At 69.8% G+C, this 18,949-nt stretch carries 15 protein-coding genes and 2 pseudogenes; 6 read left to right on the top strand and 11 right to left on the bottom strand.

Annotation, left to right across the window (positions count from 1 at the left end):
* Positions 1 to 24: 24 nt before the first annotated feature.
* The 5 genes and pseudogenes from ABCR94_RS06440 to ABCR94_RS06460 form a co-directional block, all read right to left on the bottom strand.
* Complete coding sequence (locus ABCR94_RS06440) at positions 25 to 1,512, bottom strand: lysine N(6)-hydroxylase/L-ornithine N(5)-oxygenase family protein (protein ID WP_347118062.1); 1,488 nt, start codon at positions 1,510 to 1,512, stop codon at positions 25 to 27.
* Complete coding sequence (locus ABCR94_RS06445) at positions 1,509 to 2,933, bottom strand: pyridoxal phosphate-dependent decarboxylase family protein (RefSeq protein ID WP_347118483.1); 1,425 nt, start codon at positions 2,931 to 2,933, stop codon at positions 1,509 to 1,511. Before ABCR94_RS06445 ends, ABCR94_RS06440 begins: the two co-directional genes overlap by 4 nt.
* 118 nt (positions 2,934 to 3,051) lie before the next feature.
* Positions 3,052 to 3,225, bottom strand: a pseudogene (locus ABCR94_RS06450) (pyridoxal-dependent decarboxylase); the annotation flags it as partial.
* 12 nt (positions 3,226 to 3,237) lie between these two features.
* Positions 3,238 to 3,459, bottom strand: a pseudogene (locus ABCR94_RS06455) (SIP domain-containing protein); the annotation flags it as partial.
* Between the two features lie 11 nt (positions 3,460 to 3,470).
* On the bottom strand, positions 3,471 to 4,511 hold the full coding sequence (locus tag ABCR94_RS06460; protein WP_347118063.1) for an ABC transporter substrate-binding protein: 1,041 nt from the start codon (positions 4,509 to 4,511) through the stop codon (positions 3,471 to 3,473).
* 227 nt (positions 4,512 to 4,738) lie between these two features.
* Between ABCR94_RS06460 and ABCR94_RS06465 the strand changes: the two genes are divergently transcribed.
* The 4 genes from ABCR94_RS06465 (at position 4,739) to ABCR94_RS06480 (ending at position 8,768) form a co-directional block, all read left to right on the top strand.
* Positions 4,739 to 5,863, top strand: coding sequence for a PLL family lectin (locus ABCR94_RS06465; RefSeq protein WP_347118064.1), 1,125 nt, complete (start codon positions 4,739 to 4,741; stop codon positions 5,861 to 5,863).
* Between the two features lie 436 nt (positions 5,864 to 6,299).
* Complete coding sequence (locus ABCR94_RS06470; RefSeq protein WP_347118065.1) at positions 6,300 to 7,133, top strand: transporter substrate-binding domain-containing protein; 834 nt, start codon at positions 6,300 to 6,302, stop codon at positions 7,131 to 7,133.
* A gap of 38 nt (positions 7,134 to 7,171) precedes the next feature.
* On the top strand, positions 7,172 to 7,960 hold the full coding sequence (locus tag ABCR94_RS06475; protein ID WP_347118484.1) for an amino acid ABC transporter permease: 789 nt from the start codon (positions 7,172 to 7,174) through the stop codon (positions 7,958 to 7,960).
* 7 nt (positions 7,961 to 7,967) lie between these two features.
* The gene (locus tag ABCR94_RS06480; protein ID WP_347118066.1) at positions 7,968 to 8,768 is read left to right on the top strand and encodes an amino acid ABC transporter ATP-binding protein; all 801 of its coding nucleotides are present in this window, start codon (positions 7,968 to 7,970) and stop codon (positions 8,766 to 8,768) included.
* 225 nt (positions 8,769 to 8,993) lie between these two features.
* On the opposite strand, the gene ABCR94_RS06485 is transcribed toward ABCR94_RS06480, so the two are convergent.
* The 4 genes from ABCR94_RS06485 to ABCR94_RS06500 are packed head-to-tail and all read right to left on the bottom strand — an operon-like array spanning position 8,994 to position 14,816.
* Positions 8,994 to 10,154: an acyl-CoA dehydrogenase family protein gene (locus ABCR94_RS06485; protein ID WP_347118067.1), complete on the bottom strand. Its 1,161-nt coding sequence runs from the start codon at positions 10,152 to 10,154 to the stop codon at positions 8,994 to 8,996.
* A gap of 6 nt (positions 10,155 to 10,160) precedes the next feature.
* Positions 10,161 to 11,090 carry a hydroxymethylglutaryl-CoA lyase gene (locus tag ABCR94_RS06490; RefSeq protein WP_347118068.1) on the bottom strand — a complete coding sequence of 310 codons (930 nt, stop codon included), beginning with the start codon at positions 11,088 to 11,090 and terminating at the stop codon, positions 10,161 to 10,163.
* Positions 11,087 to 13,186: an acetyl/propionyl/methylcrotonyl-CoA carboxylase subunit alpha gene (locus ABCR94_RS06495; protein ID WP_521976467.1), complete on the bottom strand. Its 2,100-nt coding sequence runs from the start codon at positions 13,184 to 13,186 to the stop codon at positions 11,087 to 11,089. Before ABCR94_RS06495 ends, ABCR94_RS06490 begins: the two co-directional genes overlap by 4 nt.
* Positions 13,187 to 13,199: 13 nt before the next feature.
* Positions 13,200 to 14,816 carry a carboxyl transferase domain-containing protein gene (locus ABCR94_RS06500; RefSeq protein ID WP_347118069.1) on the bottom strand — a complete coding sequence of 539 codons (1,617 nt, stop codon included), beginning with the start codon at positions 14,814 to 14,816 and terminating at the stop codon, positions 13,200 to 13,202.
* Between the two features lie 258 nt (positions 14,817 to 15,074).
* On the opposite strand from ABCR94_RS06500, the gene ABCR94_RS06505 reads away from it, so the two are divergent.
* Together ABCR94_RS06505 and ABCR94_RS06510 are read left to right on the top strand one after the other, a co-directional pair.
* Positions 15,075 to 16,265: a DUF418 domain-containing protein gene (locus ABCR94_RS06505; protein ID WP_347118070.1), complete on the top strand. Its 1,191-nt coding sequence runs from the start codon at positions 15,075 to 15,077 to the stop codon at positions 16,263 to 16,265.
* A 55-nt stretch (positions 16,266 to 16,320) separates the two neighbouring features.
* Entirely contained in the window at positions 16,321 to 16,926 is a 606-nt protein-coding gene (locus ABCR94_RS06510; protein WP_347118071.1) for an SACE_7040 family transcriptional regulator, read from the top strand.
* A 32-nt stretch (positions 16,927 to 16,958) separates the two neighbouring features.
* Here the strand turns inward: ABCR94_RS06510 and ABCR94_RS06515 are convergent, their stop codons facing one another.
* Positions 16,959 to 17,984: a hypothetical protein gene (locus ABCR94_RS06515; protein WP_521976301.1), complete on the bottom strand. Its 1,026-nt coding sequence runs from the start codon at positions 17,982 to 17,984 to the stop codon at positions 16,959 to 16,961.
* Positions 17,972 to 18,625, bottom strand: coding sequence for a hypothetical protein (locus ABCR94_RS06520; protein ID WP_347118073.1), 654 nt, complete (start codon positions 18,623 to 18,625; stop codon positions 17,972 to 17,974). Before ABCR94_RS06520 ends, ABCR94_RS06515 begins: the two co-directional genes overlap by 13 nt.
* Positions 18,626 to 18,949: the final 324 nt, after the last annotated feature.

Genomic DNA, 18,949 nt, shown 5'->3' on the forward strand with positions numbered 1-18,949 from the left:
GCCGGGTGATGATTCTGACAAGCCCTACCTGATGTGCAGACCCTCGCCCTGTGACGGCCTGGTGTGCAGACCCTCGCCCTGTGACGCCCGGTCCGTCTGTGACGGCCGGTCCGCCTGTGAGGCTCGGTCCGCCACACGCCGGGCGGTCGAAGCGGCGGACGTCGCGGTGGCGCCGCCCAGGCCGAAGGTGGTGAAGGCGGTACGCGAAGGGAGGGGGTAAGCGTCGCCCCCGGTCAGGGCGTTGAGGACAACGGCTGAGCGCCAGGCGGCCAGCCCCAGGTCCGGGGCGCCGACCCCATGGGTGTGCCGCTCCGCGTTTTGCACGAACACCGACCCGCCCACCTTCTCGTCAAGAACGAGCCGGTGGTCCGCGTCGATGTCGGGCCGCCCCGCCCCGTCACGGGACAGGTACGGCAGTAGCGGCTCGATCACCCCTTCCATCGGCCGCTCCGCGTAACCGGTGGCCAGCACCACCGCGTCCGTCATCAGCCGCGCCTCCGCCTCCTGCTGTGCATGGGTCACGCTCAGCTCGATCCGGCCGTCGGCTCCGCGCCGCGCGGAGCGCACGGCCACCCCGGGCGTGAGCGCGGCGTCCGGCCACCGGCCGCCCAGCGTGCGCCGGTACAGCTCGTCGTGGATCTCGCCGAGCGTGTCGCCGCTGACCCCCTTGTACAACTGCCACTGCTGCGGCAGCAGCCGGTCGCGCACCGGCTCGGACAGGCGGTGGAAGTACCGCGTGTAGTCGGGCGTGAACTGCTCCAGGCCCAGCTTGCTGTACTCCATCGGCGCGAACGCCGGGGTGCGCGTCAGCCAGGTCAACCCCTCGCCGCCCTCGGGCCGGTGGCGCAGCAGATCGAGGAAGACCTCGGCGCCCGACTGCCCGGAGCCGATCACCGTGACATGGTCGGCGGCCAGCAACTGCGCGCGCCGGTCCAGGTATTCGGCGGAGTGCCAGACCGGCGCCGACGAGTCGTACGTGAGATCTCGCAGCGGTTCGGGGATCTTCGGCGCCGTACCGACGCCGAGCACCAGATTGCGCGCGAGATAGCGGCCGCAGCCCTCCGCGCCACCGTCCGGATCGATCCGGGTGAAGTCCACCTCGAACGCCCCGCGTTCGGCGTCCCAGCGCACCGTGTCCACCTGGTGGCCGAAGCGGCAGGACGGCAGCTGCTCACTGACCCAGCGGCAGTACGCGTCGTACTCCGCCCGGTCCAGATGGAAGCGCTCGGCGAAGTAGAAGGGGAAGAGCCGCTCCCTGATCCGGATGTAGTTCAGGAACGACCACTTGCTGGTCGGGTCGACCAGGCTCACCAGGTCGGCCAGGAACGGGACTTGGAGGGTGGCGCCGTCGATGAGCAGTCCCGGGTGCCACTGGAACGCGGTGCTCTGCTCCAGGAACGCGGTGCTCAGCTCCGGTACGCCGTCGGCGAGCGCGGCCAGCGAGAGGTTGAAGGGCCCGATGCCCACACCGAGCAGGTCGAGAATCTCTTCTTCGGCGATTGGGGCGTTCATCCGGTCGCTCCAGGGAGGTGGGGGGAGTGCGCGCGGTCCGCCGCGCAGTCGGAGACCAGTTGGAGCAGCCCGGTGAGGTCCGCGGGGTGGAACTCCGGGTGCAGCAGCGTGGCCTTCAGCCACAACTTCCGTTGCCCGTCGCCGTCCTCGGCCACCGCGCGGCCGACGACCGCGCGCCCCTCTTCGAGGAGCCTGCGCCGGATCGCCGCGACGAGTTCGTCGCCCGCGGCGGCCGGCAGCCGGTCGGCGGCGACCGGGCGGAACAGCACGGTGCTGATGCCCGGCGCGCCGGGGCGCAACCGCAGTCCGGGCTGTGCGGCGACCGCCGAGGCGAACCCTTGTGCCGTGTCGACGCAGTGCTCGACCAGGGCGCCCAACCCCTCGCGGCCCAGGGCCCGCAGGGTCACCGCGATCTTCAGGGCGTCGGGGCGCCGTGAGGTGCGGATGGAGCGGCCGAGGAGGTCGGGGAGCCCTGCCTCGGTGTCGTCGTCGGCGTTCAAGTAGTCGGCCTGGAAGGCGAGATGGTCCAGGGTGCGCGTGTCGCTGACGGCGAGCAGCCCGGCCGCGACTGGCTGCCAGCCCAGCTTGTGCAGGTCGAAGGTGACGGAGACCGCGGACTCGATACCCGCCAGAAGCGGCGCGAGCCGGTCGCTGAACAGCAGCGGTCCGCCGTACGCGGCGTCCACATGCAGCTCGGCGCCGTGCGCGGCCGTGATCCTCGCGATCTCGGGCAGCGGGTCGATCAGCCCCTCGTCGGTGGTGCCCGCGGTGGCCACCACCAGCATCGGCATCCCCTCGTACTCCGCGAGCACCGGGTCCAGTGCCTCGGGCACGATGCGTCCGCCCCGGCACTCGACGGTGGCGGGGGTCGGCAGCCCCAGCATCCAGGCGGCCCGCTGCACGCTGTGGTGGGCGTTGGTGCCGCACACCACCTGCACCGTGCGCTCTCCGGCGGCCCGCGCCCGCTCCCTGGCCAGCAGCAGCGCCACCAGGTTGGACTCGGTGCCGCCGCTGGTGATCAGGGCGTCGGGCCGCGGTTGCCCCGGGTAGACGAGCGCGGCGAGCGCGCCGGTGACCTCGTTCTCGATGACGCCGGCGGCGGGCGCCTGGTCCCAGGAGTCCATGGACGGGTTGAGCGCGGACGCGGCCAGGTCGGCGGCGGCGGCGACCGCCAGCGGCGGGCAGTGCAGATGCGCTACGCAGTACGGGTCGGCGGGATCGGCGGCGCCCTTGGTCACGGCCCTGACGAGGGTACGGAGCGCGTCCTCGGCCCCGGTGCCTCGCGTGGGCAGCGCGGGCGAGCAGAGGGCCCGTACCTGCGCGGCGACGGTGTCGGGCCCGCCGGCCGGCAGCGGCCCGCCCCGATCCGCGGCGCCCTCGGCCAGCGCGTCGATCACGATGCCGGTCAACTCACTCAGAATCGCGGGGCCTTGGGTGCCACCTGCGACGGCGGACGGGCCGAAGCGGGGCTTCGACCCCGTGAAGGCGCCCTCGTGTTGCCCGGGGTGGCCGGGGTGGCCGTGTCCGTCGAGGGGCGCGTCAGCAGGCGTTGTCAAGAGAGTCTCCCGGGTACTGCTCGGCATGGCCGGCGATCAGGTCCAGGACGGCCACGAGGTCCGTGGACGTCGGCTCGGAATCGGGCAGGGCGAACTTCAAATTCTGGTGCCCACCGGCCTTCGCCCCGGCCACTACGGCCTCACCCAACGCGAACAGGTCTCCGGCTCCCTACGCTTCCTCTGCCTCTTCCCTCAGTTGCCCCTCGCTGAGCCCACGCCGCCAGTACCCGACGAACGTGACGCGCCCGCGGTCGATTTGGCGCTCCCTCACGAGCTGGCGGCCCAGCGCCCGTACGCAGGAGGCCTCACCGGCGATCCAGGTGTACGGCGTCCCCTCGGGCAGCCCACCAGGCGCTTCGGCGGCGGGCACCGCGCTGATGGCTTCCAGCGCGTGCGGCGGGGTCAGCCCGTCTTCTTGGCCGTCTCGACGGCCTTGGCGAGGTCCTCAAGGATCACGGCGCACTTGTCGTACGAGAAGATCGGCTCCGTGGTGCGCGGAATGACCTGTCCGGCCTTGACGGCGGGCAGCCCGGTCCAGGTCGGCTTGTCCTTGAGGGCGGCGGGCTGCAGGGCCGAAGTGCGGTTGTCCATCATGATGATGTCGGCCTTGTACTTGCCGAGGTTCTCCCAGCTGAGCCCCTCGAAGAAGCCCGCCGCGTCCACCTTCGGCTTGACGAACTTCACGCCCAGCTCCTCGAAGTAGAGCGTGTCGGCGGACGTCTTCGCGAGGGAGACGTAGAAGAGGTCCTGGCTGGCCGAGCCGACCATGACGGTGATCTCGGGCCGGGACTTGGCGGCCTGCCGCAGTCGCGCGGCGGCCTTCTCGAAGCGGGCCTTGGCGTCGGTGACCTTCTTGGCCTTCAGGTCCGCGCCGAGGGACTCGGCGAGGTCCGCGTGGCGCTGGATCGCCTTGGGCATGTTCGTCTGGGAGACCCACAGGGCGACGCTCGGAGCCACCGCGTAGATCTTCTTCGCGGACTGCTCGGGGACGTACCAGAGCACGTCCTTCTCCCACATCGCGCTGACCAGCAGATCGGGGTTGAGCGCGGCGTACTTCTCGACGTTGAACGCGCCGTAGGTGTTGCCGAGGATCTCGACCTTGGAGATGTCGAGGTCGCCGGCCTGTATGTCGGCCTTGCCGTCCTTGGTCCGGGTCGGGCCGAAGACGCCCTTGACCTCGACGCCGTAGTCGTGGAGGGCGGCGGCCGTGCCGGTGAAGGCGACGATGCTCTTCGGGGTGTTCTTGAGCTCGACCGTCTTGCCACGGTCGTCCTTGAAGGACCAGGGGCCCGACTTCTTGGCGCTCGTGCCCTCGGCCTCGCCGCTCTTCGCCGAAGTCTCACCACAGGCGGTCAGCGCGGCGCCGATGCCGATGGCGCCGCCCGCGGCGAGGAGGCCGCGGCGGGAGAGGCGGGGGAGTCGGGAAGCTCGGGCCTGAGGCATGGTGCTGTCTGCTTTCGTATGTGCGGCGAGGTCCACCACGGGGGGCAAGTCCGAGGGTAGGTTAGCCTAACCTCACACGTTTCGGCGGGGAGGGGTGGTGTCCTGAAACCCCCTGCGGACCGTCACCCTCCGCCCTGCGGCGATGACAGATGGTGGCGCCGATGCCATGGTGAGCCCGCTCAGCTTGTCCAACGCTCTTCCAGCTCTTCACTCAGAGATGGAACGACATGGGTTCATGGAAGTGGAACGGCCAACAGAGGCCCACCACGGCAGTAGGCGTCCGAGGCACGGCAGGCATCGTCACGATGAAGGACGACCCGCAGGCCGCACAGCGCCCGTACGTCTTCGTGCGCGGCTACGACTCGCGACTGCACGTCAACTGGTGGGACGGCAAGAGCTGGCACTGGAACGACCAGGGCACCCCGTCCGGCCGCACCATCCTGGAGTCCGTCGGCGCAGTGACGGTGCAGGACAGTCCGCAGGCCGCGCAGCGCCCCTACGCCTTCGTCATCACCGACGACTCGAAGCTGCACGTCAACTGGTGGGACGGCAAGCAGTGGAAGTGGAACGACCAGGAGGCGCCGGCCGGTCGCCGGGTCCGCGAGGGCGTAGGCGTCCTCACCATGCAGGACAGTCCGCAGGCCGCGCAGCGCCCGTACGCGTTCGTCATCACCGACGACTACCACCTCCAGGTCAACTGGTGGGATGGCAGCAAGTGGCACTGGAGCGACCAGGGCACCCCGCCGGGCCGCACCATTTCGCGCCCTCTCGGCGTCACCAACCTCCGCGACAATCCGAACGCCGCCGACCGCCCGTACGCCTTCGTCATCACGGACGACTCCGCTCTCTGGGTGAACTGGTGGGACGGCGCCAAGTGGCACTGGAGCGACCAGGGCGCCCCGGCCGCCACGCGGGTCAAGAAGGGCGCCGGCGTCGTCAGCGTCCGCGACAACCCGAAAGCGGCGGACCGCCCGTACGCCTTCGTCCAGGGCTACGACTCGAAGCTGTACGTGAACTGGTGGGACGGCAGCAAGTGGAACTGGAGCGAGCAGGGCACCCCGCCCGGCCGCCTGATCCTCGACTCCGTCGGCACGGTCACGATGAAGGACGACCCCAACGCCTTCACCCGCCCGTACGCCTTCGTCATCGCCGACGACTCGAAGCTGTACGTGAACTGGTGGGACGGCAGCAAGTGGAACTGGGCGGCCCAGGGCACCCCGCCCGGACGGGTCATCGAACGGCCGGGCGAGGTGACGACGGTCCAGGACACGACCGGCGCGCCGCAGCGGCCGTACGCCTTCGTCATCACCGATGACTCCGACCTGTACGTGAACTGGTGGTCCCTGCCGTAGCGGCTGTCGCGGAGCGTGGTCCCGTACTCGCCGCCGACCGACGGCCCGCCGTCGGCGGCGGCGGGTCTGTCGGAGCCGGCCACCTCGCAGCGGCGGCCTCGGCCGAACGTGTACTCCTTGCCGTATCTGCAGCGTTTCTCCGCCCGGCGCCGCCGCGATACGGATCCCCACCGGCCCGCTCCACGGGCCGGTGGGGATCCGGCCTGTCGCGCCGGCGCCCGCCCGCGGCAGGTCCCTGTTCGTACGGCTTCCGGCGCTACGCGGTGGCGCCGTGAGCGCCGTGGGTCGGGCAGGCGCAAACCCTCGAAGGCGGCGAGTGTTTCGGGGACATAAAGAAGTGGTGGACTTTCTTCTGCCGCTCCGACAGTGTGTGGACCCTTGATCGCGAATCAATGGTGATCCGCAGGTCCGACCCTCCTGCCCCCAAGGGGAACTGATGAGCCCGTCCCGCCGCCTGCCCTTCCGCCGCACCGCGACGGCGTGTGCCGCCGCCTCGCTGGCCCTGTCGCTCGGTGCGTGCAGCAGCAGCGACGACGGCGCGACAGTAAAGGGCGCAAAACTGGTCAAGGCCGGCCAGATCACTACCTGCACGCACCTCCCGTACGCGCCCTTCCAGTCGGAGAAGGACGGCAAGGTCGTCGGCTTCGACGTCTCGATGATCGACCTGGTCGCCAAGGAGCTCGGCGTCAAGCAGGAGATCGTCGACAAGTCCTTCGAGACGATCAAGACCGGCGCCGACCTCAACGCCAACGTCTGTGACGTCGCCGCGGCCGGCATGACGATCACCGAGGAGCGCAAGCAGAACCTCGCCTTCTCCTCCCCCTACTTCGAGGCGACCCAGGCCCTGCTGGCCCGCAAGGGCATCAAGGCGTCGACCGTCGAGGACATCACCAAGCAGAAGCTGAAGTTCGGTTCGCAGTCCTCCACCACCGGTGAGGACTTCGCCCACAAGCACGGCGCCGACCCGCAGTCCTTCGAGAGCTCCGACGCCGAGCTCAACGGGCTGCGCACCGGACAGGTCGATGTCATCGTGCAGGACTACCCGGTCGTGCAGAACTGGCTCAAGGACCCCGCCACCGCCGCGAAGTACGAGATCGTCGGCAACCTCGACACCGGTGAGGAGTACGGCTTCGCGGTCCGCAAGGAGGGCAACGCCAAGCTCGTCGAGCTGATCAACAAGGCCATCAAGACGGCCAAGGCGGACGGCACGTACAAGAAGCTCTATGAGCAGTGGATCGGCCCGATGCCGAAGGGTGTCGACGCCCAGTGACCACCCTGACCCCCGAGAAGCCGGCGCTGCGCAAGCGCATGTCGCCGCGCCGCCGCCGCCGGATCTCGCGCGGTGTGCAGTACGGCGTCTTCGCGGTCATCGTGGTGGTCGTCGGCGCGCTCGCCGACTGGAACGTCCTCCAGGAGCAGTTCCTGGACCCGTCCGTCGCCAAGCAGCTCTTCCCCGACATCATCACGGTCGCCCTGCTGAACACCGTGGTGTACACCCTCACCGGCTTCGGCGTGGGCCTCGTCCTCGGGCTCGTCGTCGCGCTGATGCGGCTCTCCTCCGTGGCGCCGTACCGCTGGATCGCTATGGTGTACATCGAGTTCTTCCGCGGCCTGCCCGCCCTGCTGATCTTCATCTTCGTCGGCGTGGGCGTCCCGCTCGCCTTCCCTGGGATTTCGTTCCCCGGCGGCGCGTACGGACAGGTCGCCGTCGCCCTCGGCCTGGTCGCCGCCGCCTACATGGCCGAGACGATCCGGGCCGGCATCCAGGCCGTCCCGCGCGGACAGCTGGAAGCGGCCCGCACCCTGGGCATGTCCCACGCCACCGCGATGCGCTCGATCGTGATCCCGCAGGCCTTCCGGGTCATCGTGCCGCCGCTCACCAACGAACTGGTCCTGCTCTTCAAGGACTCCTCGCTGGTGCTCTTCCTCGGAGTCACGCTCCAGCAGCGCGAACTCACCAAGTTCGGCCGGGACTTGGCCAGTACGACGGCGAACACCACCCCCATCTTCGTTGCGGGCCTGTGCTACCTGCTGGTCACCATCCCGCTCGGCCATCTCGTTCGGCGCCTAGAGGCCCGTCACGCAAAGGCGAGGTGATCGCGTCATGACCGAGGCGATCGAAATCCAGGGCCTGCACAAGTCGTTCGGCGACCTCGAAGTGCTGCGCGGCATCGACTTCACCGTCGGGAGCGGCGAGGTGGTCTGCGTCATCGGCCCCTCCGGGTCCGGCAAGTCGACCCTTCTGCGCTGCGTGAACCTCCTTGAGGAGCCCACCGCCGGCACGGTGACCGTCGGCGGCGTCGACCTCACCGACCCGGACGTCGACCTCGATGCGGTACGCCGCCGGATCGGCATGGTCTTCCAGCAGTTCAACCTCTTCCCGCACCTGAACGTCCTGGAGAACCTCACCATCGCCCAGCGCAGGGTGCTCGGCCGCGACAAGGCGGAAGCGGGCCGCGTCGCCCGCGAGAACCTCGCCAAGGTCGGCCTCGCGGACCGCGAGGAGAGCTTCCCCGCGCAGCTCTCGGGCGGCCAGCAGCAGCGCGTCGCCATCGCGCGGGCGCTGTCGATGGGCCCCGAGCTGATGCTCTTCGACGAGCCGACCAGCGCGCTGGACCCCGAGCTGGTGGGCGATGTCCTCGGCGTCATGCGCAAGCTCGCAGACGAGGGCATGACGATGCTGGTCGTCACCCACGAGATGGGCTTCGCGCGGGACGTCGCGGACCGGGTGGTCTTCATGGACGAGGGCAGCGTCGTCGAGGAGGGCACGCCGGAGGAGGTGCTGGGCCGGCCGAAGCACGTGCGCACACAAGCCTTCCTGGCGCGGGTGCTGCACCCGGATGTGGCCGTGGTGACCGATGCGCCTGCTGCACCCGCCGCACCCGACGCGGCTGCGGGGGCCTGAGGGCGCTGCGGTGGGTGCCCGGGTCCGAATGCGCGCCCGCGCCTGATGCGCTGACCCGGGGTGCGGGGCTGGGGCGCGGGGCCAAGCCGACGCCCGGAGCTGGGCCTGGGTCCCGGCACCCCGAACAGGTCCCGGGCTCGGCTCCCGAACCGGCCGTCGGCTTGGCCCCGGCCCCGGCTCCGGCCCTGGCTCCGGCCCTGGCTCCGGCTCCGTACGACCGTCGCGTCAGCCCGTCATGCCCAACTCCCGCGCGATCAGCATCCGCTGGACCTCGCTCGTGCCCTCGCCGATCTCCAGGATCTTGGAGTCCCGCCACATCCTGGCCACCGGGTACTCGTTCATGAAGCCGTACCCGCCGTGGATCTGGGTGGCCTCACGCGCGTTGTCGACGGCGATCGTGGAGGAGTACAGCTTCGCGATCGCCGCCTCCTTCTTGAACGGCTCACCGGCGACCAGACGCGAGGCCGCGTCGCGCCAGCCGATGCGGGACATGTGGGCGCGCATCTCCATGTCGGCGATCTTGAACTGGATGGCCTGGTTGGAGCCGATGGGCCGGCCGAAGGTGTGGCGCTCCTTCGCGTACGACACCGACTCGTCCACGCAGCCCTGCGCGAGGCCTGTCGCGAGTGCCGAGATGGCGACCCGGCCCTCGTCGAGGATGCGCAGGAACTGGGCGTAACCACGGCCCTCTTCGCCGAGCAGGTTCGCGGCGGGGACCCGTACGTCGGAGAAGGACAGCTCACGGGTGTCCGACGCGTTCCACCCGACCTTTGAGTACGGCGCGGCGACCGTGAAGCCCGGGGTGCCGGACGGGACGATGATCGCGGAGATGAGCGGCTTGCCGTCGGGCTTGCGGCCGGTGACCGCGGTGACCGTGACCAGGCCGGTGATGTCGGTGCCGGAGTTGGTGATGAAGCACTTGGAACCGTTGATCACCCACTCGTCGCCGTCGCGCACCGCGGTGGTCCGCGTGCCGCCCGCGTCCGAGCCGCAGTCCGGCTCGGTCAGCCCGAACGCGCCGAGCAGCTCGCCGGAGCACATCCGGGGCAGCCACTCGCGCTTCTGCTCCTCCGTGCCGAAGCGGAAGACCGGCATCGCGCCGAGCGAGACGCCCGCTTCGAGGGTGATCGCCACCGACGAGTCGACGCGGGCCAGCTCTTCGAGAGCGATGCCCAGGGCGAGATAGTCGCCGCCCATGCCGCCGTACTCCTCGGGGAAGGGCAGCCCGAACAGGCCCATGCGGCCCATCTCTTGGACGATCTCGTACGGAAATTCATGGCGTTCGTAGAGGTCGCCGATCTTGGGGGCGACGACATCGTGCGCGAACGCCTCGACGGTGCGGCGGAGTTCCTCGTGCTCGGCGGAGAGCCGGTGGTCGAGCGGCATTGCTGCTTACTCCTTGTGGGAGAGGGCGCGGACAGTACGGGAGGGGCTGGGGCGGCCCAGCCGTTCGGCCATCCACACGCTGGTGGCGGTGAGCAGGCCGAGATCGACCCCGGTTTCGACACCGAGGCCCTGGAGCATCCATACGAGGTCTTCGGTGGCGAGGTTCCCGGTGGCGCTCTTCGCGTACGGGCAGCCGCCGAGGCCGCCCGCCGACGCGTCCACGGTGGTAACGCCGTACTGGAGGGCGGCGAGGGTGTTGGCGAGGGCCTGCCCGTAGGTGTCGTGGAAGTGGACACCGATTGCGGTGGTGGGCACGCCCGCCTCGTTGAGGGCTGCCAGCAGGGCCCCGACGTGGCCGGGGGTGGCCACGCCGATGGTGTCGCCGAGGCTCAGCTCGTCGCAGCCGAGGTCGATGAGGGCCTTGGCGACCCTGACGACCTGATGGATCGGGACCGGACCCTCCCACGGGTCGCCGAAGCACATGGAGAGATAGCCGCGGACCTGGACCTTGTCCGCGCGGGCCCTGGCGACGACCGGCTCGAACATCGCGAGCGACTCGTCCACGGTCCGGTTGAGGTTGCGGCTCGCGAAGGTCTCGGTCGCACTGCCGAACACGGCGATGCGGCGCGCGCCCAGGGCGAGGGCGCGGTCCAGGCCGCGTTCGTTCGGTACGAGCACGGGGAGCTCGATGTCGAGGTCGGCCAGCATCGGGAGCAGCTGCTCGGCGTCGGCCAGTTGGGGCACCCACTTGGGGTGCACGAAGCTGGTCGCCTCGATGGTGGTGAGGCCGGCGGCGGCGAGCCGGTGGATGAACTCGGCCTTTACCTCGGTGGGGACGACCGTCTTCTCGTTCTGCAGCCCGTCGCGCGGGCCCACCTCGTGAATACGGACCCGGGGCGGCAGCCCGTCCGCCGGGACGACCATGGGCAGCGTCATTTCTCCTCCTCGGCGGGTGCGGTGGCGGGCATGGGTACGGGTACGGGGTCGGCCGGTTCAGCCCGGGCGGCCGGTGCGGCCGGTGCGGTCGCTTCGGACGGCGCGGCCGGTTCACCCGGTTCGGCCGATGCCGTGGAGGTCCCTGGCTCCGCCGGTTCCGCCGGGGCGACCACCGCCAGGACCTGGTCCATGGCGACCGTGGAGCCGGGCCGCACATCGAGCTCGGTGACCGTGCCGGCGTGCGGCGCCGAGATGACGTGCTCCATCTTCATCGCCTCGACGACGAGCAGGCTCTGCCCGGCCTCGACCCGGTCCCCGACGGCCACCTTGACCACCGTCACGGTCCCCGGCATCGGCGCGGCCAGCGTGTCCGCCCCGCCCCGCGCGGCGCCGCTGAGCGTGGCCTCCACGGGGTCGTGGTCCAGGACGTTCCAACTGTCCCCGTCCCGGCCCAGCCAGCTGCCCGCCCGCCGGAAGGTGTGCACGACGCCGCCCACCGTGACGGTCACCCGGCGGTCGGACACCTGGGCGTTGCTGCCGTCCGCCGTCCGGTGCTCGACGGGGTCGAGTCCGGCCACGCGCAGCCAGTGCCTGACGGGCGCCGGTGTGCCGCCGAGCCGCCAGCCGCTCGGTACGTCGAAGGGGTCCGTCCAGCCGCCGCCGTCCTCCCGGGCGGCACGCCGGAGGCCGAAGTCCCGTACGGCCGAGGCCGCTTCGTACACCTCGGGCGGCACCCCGCCCGGGATCAGGCTGTCCGCGTCGCGCTCTACCAGGCCCGTGTCCAGGTTGCCGGTGACGACGTCGGGGTGGGCAAGGAGGCGGCGCAGGAAGCCCGCGTTGGTCGGGACGCCGAGGGTGACGGTGTCCGCCAGCGCCGCCCGCAGCTTGCGCAGCGCGGTCGCGCGGTCGGGGCCGTACGCGATGGCCTTCGACAGCATCGGGTCGTAGAGGCTGCCGATCTCGGTGCCCTCGGCGAGGCCCGAGTCCGTCCGTACGCCGTGGCCCTGCGGCTCGTGCAGGGAAAGCACCGTGCCGCCGGACGGGAGGAAGCCCCGCGAGGGGTCCTCCGCGCAGATGCGGGCCTCGATGGCATGGCCGGTGAGCGTGATGTCCTTCTGCGTGAAGGGCAGTTCCTCGCCAGCCGCGACGCGCAGCTGCCACTCGACGAGGTCGATACCGGTGATCAGCTCCGTCACGGGGTGCTCGACCTGGAGGCGGGTGTTCATCTCCATGAAGAAGTACGAGGAGGGGTCGGTCCCCGGCACGATGAACTCCACCGTGCCCGCGCCCCGGTACCCGCAGCTGCGCGCCGCCTGGACCGCCGCCTCACCCATCGAAGCGCGGGTCGCCTCGTCGAGGAAGACCGAGGGGGCCTCCTCCACCACCTTCTGGTGCCTGCGTTGCAGCGAGCACTCACGCTCGCCGAGGTGGATCACATTGCCGTGGCCGTCGGCGAGGACCTGGATCTCGATGTGCCTGGGGCGGTCGATCCACCGCTCCACCAGCAGTGTGTCGTCGCCGAAGGACGCCCGTGCCTCTCGTCTGGCCGCCGCGATCTCGTCGGCCAGCGCCGACTCGAGACGGGTGAGGCGCATGCCCTTGCCGCCGCCGCCCGCCGAGGGCTTCAGCAGCACCGGCATGCCGATCTCGCGTGCCGCGGCGGCCAGTTGGTCGTCGGTCAGGCCGCTGCCCGACGATCCGGGCACCACCGGCACACCTGCCGCCCGCACCGTCTCCTTGGCGCGGATCTTGTCGCCCATGAGGGAGATCGCGGACGGCGGCGGGCCGATGAAGGCGAGCCCGGCGTCCGCGCAGGCCTGTGCGAAGGCGGCGTTCTCGGCGAGGAAGCCGTAGCCGGGGTGGACGGCCTGGGCGCCGCTGAGGGCGGCGGCGGCCAGCAGCCGGTCCGCCGACAGGTAGCTCTCGGACGCGGCCGCAGGACCGATCCGTACCGCCGTGTCCGCCTCCCGGACATGGCGGGCGTCGGCGTCCGCGTCGCTGAAGACGGCCACCGAGCGCACGCCGAGCTGCCGCAGCGTACGGATGACGCGGACCGCGATCTCGCCACGATTGGCGACCAGCACTGTGTCGAACATGGTCATCGGTCACTCACATCCGGAAGATGCCGAAAGCGGACTCATTCAGGGGGGCGTTGGCGCACGCAGTCAGGGCCAGGCCAAGGACCTGCCGGGTCTCCAGCGGGTCGATCACCCCGTCGTCCCACAGCCGCGCCGTCGCGTAGTAGGCGTTCCCCTGGGTCTCGTACTGCTCGCGGACCGGGTCCTTGAAGGCCTCCTCGGCCTCCGCCGGCCATTCCTCGCCGCGCCCCTCGATCTGGTCGCGCTTGACGGTGGCCAGCACGGACGCGGCCTGCTCGCCGCCCATCACCGAGATCTTCGCGTTGGGCCACATCCACAGGAAGCGCGGCGAGTACGCCCGGCCGCACATCGAGTAGTTCCCCGCGCCGTACGAACCGCCGACGACGACCGTCAGCTTCGGCACGCGCGTGCACGCCACCGCCGTCACCATCTTGGCGCCGTGCTTGGCGATGCCACCCGCCTCGTAGTCCCGGCCGACCATGAAGCCGGAGATGTTCTGCAGGAAGACGAGGGGGATGCCGCGCTGGTCGCACAGCTCGATGAAGTGCGCGCCCTTCTGGGCGGATTCGGAGAACAGGATGCCGTTGTTGCCGATGATGCCGACCGGATGGCCGTGGATACGGGCGAATCCGGTGACCAGGGTCTGTCCGTACTCCGCCTTGAACTCCTGGAACCGCGAGCCGTCGACCGTCCTGGCGATGACTTCCCGCACGTCGTACGGGGTGCGGGAATCGACAGGCACCGCGCCGTACAACCCGGCCGGATCGACCTTGGGCTCCTCGACGGGCTCGACCGACCACGGCAGCGGACCGCGCTTCGGCAGCGTCGCGACGATGTTGCGCACGATGCGCAGGGCGTGTGCGTCGTCCTCCGCGAGGTGGTCGGTGACACCGGACGTACGCGAGTGCACCTCGCCGCCGCCCAGCTCCTCGGCCGTGACGACCTCGCCGGTCGCCGCCTTCACCAGCGGGGGGCCGCCCAGGAAGATCGTGCCCTGATTCCGCACGATCACGGCCTCGTCGCTCATCGCGGGAACGTACGCCCCGCCCGCCGTGCAGGACCCGAGCACCGCCGCGATCTGCGGAATGCCCGCGCCCGACATCCGGGCCTGGTTGTAGAAGATCCGCCCGAAGTGCTCACGGTCGGGGAAGACTTCGTCCTGCATGGGCAGGAAGGCACCGCCGGAATCCACCAGGTACAGGCACGGCAGCCGGTTCTCCAACGCCACTTCCTGGGCGCGCAGATGCTTCTTGACCGTCATCGGGTAGTACGTACCGCCCTTGACGGTGGCGTCGTTGGCAACGATGACGCACTCGCGACCGCTCACCCGCCCGATCCCGGCGATGACACCGGCGGCCGGGGCCGCCCCGCCGTACATGCCCTCGGCGGCCAGCGGGGCCAGCTCCAGGAAGGGCGATCCGGGGTCGAGCAGCGTGTCCACCCGGTCGCGGGGCAGCAGCTTGCCGCGGGCGGTGTGCCGGGCGCGTGCCTTCTCACCGCCGCCGAGCCAGGCCGCGGACAGCCGCCCGCGCAGCTCGTCCACCAGCTTCCGATGGGCCGCTTCATTGGCCCGCCATGCCTCGGTCGCCGGATCGGCGGTGCTGGAAAGCACCGGTGCCTGCCGCATCTCGTCGAGCCCCCTTGCCGGTCGGCTGTGCCTACCGAAGTGATGTTAGTGAGCGTTAACGCGCGCCTTCAGGTTAACGAGCGCTAACCGCTCTGTCCAGGGTGAATTTTCCGGCGGATTCTGCTGCGGATTTCGTGCGCCGGGATGACCCTTGTCGTACTGCGGAGTGACGCGCCCAAGATCGTCAGGTGCCACGCTTCGAGCGCCCGAGCCGCTTGACCCAAGAGGTACAGCGCAAGACCCGCGGGGGGATGACCGATGACCGAGCACGCCACCAGGCCCGCGCCGCTGCCACCGGCGAGGCGGCGAATCCTGGAAGTGGACGCGCTGCGGGGCTTCGCGCTCGGCGGGATCCTTCTGGTCAACGCGCTGTCCATGGCGGGCCCCGGCTACGGCCTGCCGGACACCGGAACTCACCTCGACGCCGACGGCATCGCCGAATGGCTGGTCGTGGCCCTGGTCCAAGCCAAGTTCTACCTCCTCTTCTCCTTCCTCTTCGGCTACAGCTTCACCCTCCAGATGGAGTCGGCCGCCCGCGTCGGAGCCCGCTTCGCCCCTCGCATGTCACGGCGCCTGCTCGGCCTGTTCGTACTCGGCCTGCTGCACGCGGTGTTCCTCTACACTGGCGACATTCTGATGACGTACGCCCTGCTCGGCATCATCCTGCTCGCGGCCCGCCGCGCCGCACCCGTCGGCGCGCGCACCGCCGCACTCTGGATCTTCGGCGTCGCGGGCAGCGTGCTGCTACTGGTCGGCCTGCTCGGGCTGCTCATCGACGACCCGGCCAGCGAGGCCGCCGTCGCCGCTGAAGCGGGCCCGGAAGCGGCGCGGCTCATCGCTGCGTACCGTGGCGGCTTCACCGACATCGTCGCCGAGAACATCAGCTTCTGGCCCGAGTACCTCGCCGGAATCCTGCTGATGGGCGGCTTCGTCGTGGCCGCGTTCCTGACGGGCCTCGCCGCGGGCAAGCGGCAGTGGATCACCCACACGACCCCGGCCCGCCTGCGCCGCATGTGCGTGACCGGCCTGTGTGTGGGCCTGCCCGGCGGGGTCCTGCTGGCGGCGGGCATCGTGGGCCCGCTCCCGCCGCGCTGGGAGATGCTCGCGCTCGCCGTCGGCACGGTCACGGCGCCCGCCCTGACCGCCGCGTACGCGAGCGCCCTGCTGCTGTGGCTCCGCACCCCGCGCGGCGCCCGCGCGGCCGCTGCTCTGGCCCCCGCCGGCCGCATGGCCCTCACGAACTACCTGGCCCAGTCGCTCGTCATGGCGCTGGTCTTCACCGGCTACGGATTCGGCCTGTACGGCAGGATGGGCGCGGCGGCCGTGTTGTGTGGTGCGCTGGTCCTGTACGCCGCACAGCTGGCCCTCAGCGCGAGGCTGATGCGGCGGCACCGGCTGGGCCCGGTGGAGTGGCTGCTGCGCGCGGTGACGGTGGCGGGCCGGCCGTAGGGGCTGTGTTTCGTTCAGGTTAACGACCGCTAACCACCCGGTCTAGAATGACCCCATGAGTACCAATGCCGCCGCCCGCGTCGCGGCCCCGACCCGCCGCGAGCAGATCCTCAGGGAGGCCGCCCGCCTCTTCGCCGAGCGCGGCTTCCATGGTGTGGGCGTCGACGAGATAGGCGCCGCCGTCGGCATCAGTGGCCCCGGCCTCTACCGCCACTTCGCGGGCAAGGACGCGATGCTCGCCGAACTGCTCGTAGGCATCAGCGAGCGCCTCCTGGACGGCGGCAAACTGCGCGTAGCGGCAGCGGCCGAGGGCCCCGAAGCCGTCCTCGCCTCGCTGATCGACGGCCACATCGACTTCGCCCTCGACGACCGCCCCCTGATCACCCTGCACGACCGCGAGTTGGACCGGCTGCGCGAGAGCGACCGCAAGCGGGTCCGGCAGTTGCAACGCCAGTACGTCGAGCTATGGGTCACCGTCGTACGAGAGCTGAACCCGACCACCCCGGAGACGGAGGCGCGCTCGGCGGTGCACGCGGTGTTCGGCCTGCTCAACTCGACCCCGCACCTGGGCTCGTACGGCAACGGCCTGCCGGGCCGCGCAACGATGGAAGCGCTGCTGCGCCGCTTGGCGCACGGGGCGTTCACTGCCGTGGGCGCGTAGCTCGGTAGCCGGTGACTTTCTGACCCCCTGGCTCAGCGGTTGATGGCCTGGATCTCCTGAACGGTGATGTCCTGGGTGGTGCCGAAGGTGCCGTCGGGGAGGTTGGTCGGCTCGGGGTTTCCGGTGCCGGTCCAGCTGATCTTCCAGGTGATGGTGGCCTGGAGCTTGTACGGGCCGTCACCGGAGGCGCGGAGGTAGGTGAGTCCGCAGGGCGGGGTCTCCTCTGCGGAGCCCTTGGCGTACGGCGTCCCGATGGACGACCCGTCGTCGTTGAGGAGGCACTCGCCGGAGGCGGGGTGAAGCACGGCGTCCTTGGTGCCGGGCTCGATCTGTAGGGAGTCGGGGACGGCGGTGGCGGTTGCCTGCAGGTTCAGGACGGGGACCGACGCGGTGACCGAGACCGGCTTGAACTCGGCCTTGTCCAGCCACGCCCAGGTCGGGAGGTTGACTTTGGTGTTGGCCGCAGGGGCGAGATCGACTTTGGTGTCGGGGACGCGGACCTCGGCGTATGCGAGGTCCGCGAGTATCTTCGGGGTAATGACCTCAGGGACTTCGGCGGGCGGCGGATCGCCGATATCAACCCAGAAGGGCGGCTTGTCGCAGGCAAGGATTCCGGGGTCACCGAAGCGTGACTTGTCGATATACGAGCCCCACCAGTACCCCTTGTCGGTCTTGTCAGCGTTGAAGTCCTTGTAGTGGTCGCGCTCGGAGTTCTCCCACTCGTGCCCGGTGGATTCAGCCGACCAGATGCCCTCGCGTTCCTTCTTCAGCTGGGCCGGCGTGTATTTGGGTGCGTACCAGCAGGGAGGTGGCGTCCAATTGCCGATCGGTTTCAGTGCGCCGACAGCGCTGCCTTGTCCGTTTTTGGCAGCGTCAATTTTGTATCCCTTGCCGGAAGTGGCTACAGAGAGATCCTGCCCGTCGCTCTTGACCTGTGTATCGGTCTCGGATCCCTGTCCGGAGTCGCGGTCCGCCCCGGCAGCAGGTGTACCCATGAACATGGCTCCCCCAAGAACCAGCATCATGAAGCAAAGCGATGAATTCCTTACGGCTGGCATTGTGCCGCCCCCCTGCTTGAGATGATCCGAGTGGTCTGCCAAACTCCGTCCGAATTCTTCTCCAGCCTGGTGTTGTAGAACACGTAACTGTCCTTGTTCGGCGGACTGGTGTCGACCTTTCCAGTCTTGATTTTCTTGGTGGATCCCTTACTCTCGTCGGCGCAGTAAGTCAGGGAAGCGCTGCCGTCCTTGTTCAGTGTCACGTTCCGGTCGTGGAACCGGACCGTTCCGGTGACGGTGAGCCCTGCCGTTTTGAATCCCTCAACCCACTTGGCTGCGGCTTCCAGGGCCCGTCCTGAGTTGTAGAAATTGAGTGCAACGTACTTCGGGTCTTTTCCTGTAATTGCAGCATCGGAAGCGCGCATTCGCTCGGCATTGTCCGCGAGGACGGCGTCCTTCACGGCATGGCCTGTCTTCTCGGGGACGAACACGAGCTTGTCGTCCGGCGGCAGCTCAATCTTGGGACGCCCGTCGGCCTTCGACGGCGTCGCGCTTGGCGAGGCCGACTTCTTGTCCCCCTGCTCCGCGCCCGCGATCTTGTCGTCGGCTTCGGGCTTCTCGTCTCCGCCGCCACAGGCCGTCAGGAGCAGGGCTGCGGTTGCGGCGAATGCGGCAGCAGCGGGCAAGGTACGGCGCTTCACGGGCGACTCCGGGTTGAGACAGCGGATCAGTCAAGGAAATGACGTTAGTCATGGGGTCAGTGGTTTCGCTAGAGCGAACTGACTTGTCTCGTGGCGCGATGCGGGTGAAATCGGGCAGTAGGTGTGTGGCTCCGGACACTGTGGGGCGCCGGGGGCTTCATTGTGGAGATCTTGTGCCCGGCCGCCTCTGCCCGGCTCCAAGCCAGGCACCTTCGGGGCAGGGTCCTTCACGTCGCGAGCTCGGGCCTAGTAGCTTCGCTGGTGCGTACGGTTGCTGGTGATGCGGGTGTGACGGGGGTTGTGGGGATGGCGGCGAATCGGCCG

Origin of the sequence: Streptomyces changchenzhani, from assembly GCF_039766235.1 — a bacterium.
Classification (GTDB): domain Bacteria; phylum Actinomycetota; class Actinomycetes; order Streptomycetales; family Streptomycetaceae; genus Streptomyces.

Excerpts from the sequence above, each read along its gene's own strand:
- ABCR94_RS06440 (WP_347118062.1), bottom strand. The coding sequence starts at position 1,512 with ATGAACGCCCCAATCGCCGAAGAAGAGATTCTCGACCTGCTCGGTGTG.
- ABCR94_RS06460 (WP_347118063.1), bottom strand. The coding sequence starts at position 4,511 with ATGCCTCAGGCCCGAGCTTCCCGACTCCCCCGCCTCTCCCGCCGCGGC.
- ABCR94_RS06465 (WP_347118064.1), top strand. The coding sequence starts at position 4,739 with ATGGGTTCATGGAAGTGGAACGGCCAACAGAGGCCCACCACGGCAGTA.
- ABCR94_RS06470 (WP_347118065.1), top strand. The coding sequence starts at position 6,300 with ATGAGCCCGTCCCGCCGCCTGCCCTTCCGCCGCACCGCGACGGCGTGT.
- ABCR94_RS06475 (WP_347118484.1), top strand. The coding sequence starts at position 7,172 with ATGTCGCCGCGCCGCCGCCGCCGGATCTCGCGCGGTGTGCAGTACGGC.
- ABCR94_RS06480 (WP_347118066.1), top strand. The coding sequence starts at position 7,968 with ATGACCGAGGCGATCGAAATCCAGGGCCTGCACAAGTCGTTCGGCGAC.
- ABCR94_RS06485 (WP_347118067.1), bottom strand. The coding sequence starts at position 10,154 with ATGCCGCTCGACCACCGGCTCTCCGCCGAGCACGAGGAACTCCGCCGC.
- ABCR94_RS06490 (WP_347118068.1), bottom strand. The coding sequence starts at position 11,090 with ATGACGCTGCCCATGGTCGTCCCGGCGGACGGGCTGCCGCCCCGGGTC.
- ABCR94_RS06495 (WP_521976467.1), bottom strand. The coding sequence starts at position 13,186 with ATGTTCGACACAGTGCTGGTCGCCAATCGTGGCGAGATCGCGGTCCGC.
- ABCR94_RS06500 (WP_347118069.1), bottom strand. The coding sequence starts at position 14,816 with ATGCGGCAGGCACCGGTGCTTTCCAGCACCGCCGATCCGGCGACCGAG.
- ABCR94_RS06505 (WP_347118070.1), top strand. The coding sequence starts at position 15,075 with ATGACCGAGCACGCCACCAGGCCCGCGCCGCTGCCACCGGCGAGGCGG.
- ABCR94_RS06510 (WP_347118071.1), top strand. The coding sequence starts at position 16,321 with ATGAGTACCAATGCCGCCGCCCGCGTCGCGGCCCCGACCCGCCGCGAG.
- ABCR94_RS06515 (WP_521976301.1), bottom strand. The coding sequence starts at position 17,984 with ATGCCAGCCGTAAGGAATTCATCGCTTTGCTTCATGATGCTGGTTCTT.